The sequence below is a fragment of the Neptunitalea chrysea genome, from assembly GCF_027924145.1.
Taxonomy (GTDB): Bacteria; Bacteroidota; Bacteroidia; order Flavobacteriales; family Flavobacteriaceae; genus Neptunitalea; species Neptunitalea chrysea.
In genome coordinates this window covers 1-1,227 of the sequence record NZ_BRVP01000062.1, presented here as the reverse complement: position 1 = coordinate 1,227, position 1,227 = coordinate 1, and the positions used below count along the sequence as shown (strand labels likewise).

The window sequence follows — 1,227 nt, the reverse complement described above, 5'->3', positions numbered from 1 at the left end:
TTCAGGGGCTTCTGCATAATCTGATTGGTTTTCTAGAGGAACAATTTGCTCTTGGGTATACCCCAAGGTTACCCAAAAACAACTTATTAATACATAGAAAATCAGTTTCATATTTTTACAGTTTTTGCAGTGTTAAATCTCTCGGAATTAAAAATTCAGACCTATCAACGGTACCTCCGTTAAAGCATTGCGCACCTTCATGAATGAAGGTATCTCTATGCCATTGTAGTTCGCCATTACTTCCTTGGTTTGGTAGGTAGGTTAACGTTAGGTTCCCACCTTTATTTCTTTTACAACCTGTGGTAGGTTCATGATAATAAAACTTAGCCGTATTAACATCTAATAGGTAAATAGGAGAATAGACTATAGCTATAGCGCAATTATTATAGACTTCAATATTATTTTTTTTATAGGACACTAAAGTTACTTTCAGGATGTCTTGATAGTCATTGCTTTCATATAAAGGTTCATCTAAAGATCGTTTTGTTAATTTGGTTATGTTAATTTTTAGATACTCGGTACCACTAGTTACTTCCCATGTGCCTATAAACTTATCTAAAACATGATTGATGTCTTTATAGTAATAAGGTGTACTGTCATGGGCTTCTGCATAATCTGCTTGGTTTTCTATAGGAACAACTTGCTCTTGTGTATACCCCACGGCAACCCAAAAACAACTTATTAGCACATAGAAAACCAGTTTCATATTTTTTATAATTTCTGTAGCGTTAAATCTCTAGGGATTAAAAATTCAGACCTATCAACGGTACCTCCGTTAAAGCATTGTGTACCTTCATTGATATAGGTGTTTCTATGCCATTGTAGTTGGCCATTAGCTCCTTGGCTTGGTATATACGTTAACGTTAAATCCCCTACTATATTTCTTTCGCATCCTGTGGTAGGTTCGTAGTAGTCAAACATAGCCGTATTTAAATCTAATAGGTAAATTGGAGAGTAGACAGTAGCGACTGTATAATTATTATACAGTTCAATATTATTTTTTTTATAGGATATTAAAGTAACCGTAAGTATGTCTTGATAGTCATTACTATCATATAACGGTTCTTGTAAGGTGTACTTAGTTGTTTTATAAATGTTTATTTTTAAATACTCGGTACCGCTAGTTACTTCCCATGTGCCCATAAATTTATCTAAAACATGATTGATGTCTTTATAGTAATAAGGCGTACTGTCAGGGGCTTCTGCATAATCTGCTTGGTTTTCTAT

1 protein-coding gene and 1 pseudogene are annotated in these 1,227 nt (G+C 34.0%); both read right to left on the bottom strand.

Going from position 1 to position 1,227, the window contains the following annotated elements; all coding sequences use genetic code 11:
• Window positions 1-115: 115 nt before the first annotated feature.
• A complete protein-coding gene (locus NBRC110019_RS16685; RefSeq protein WP_281756602.1) occupies window positions 116-706 on the bottom strand; it encodes a DUF6705 family protein in 591 nt (196 codons plus the stop codon).
• Between the two features lie 5 nt (window positions 707-711).
• A pseudogene (locus tag NBRC110019_RS16680) lies at window positions 712-1,227 on the bottom strand (hypothetical protein); the annotation flags it as partial.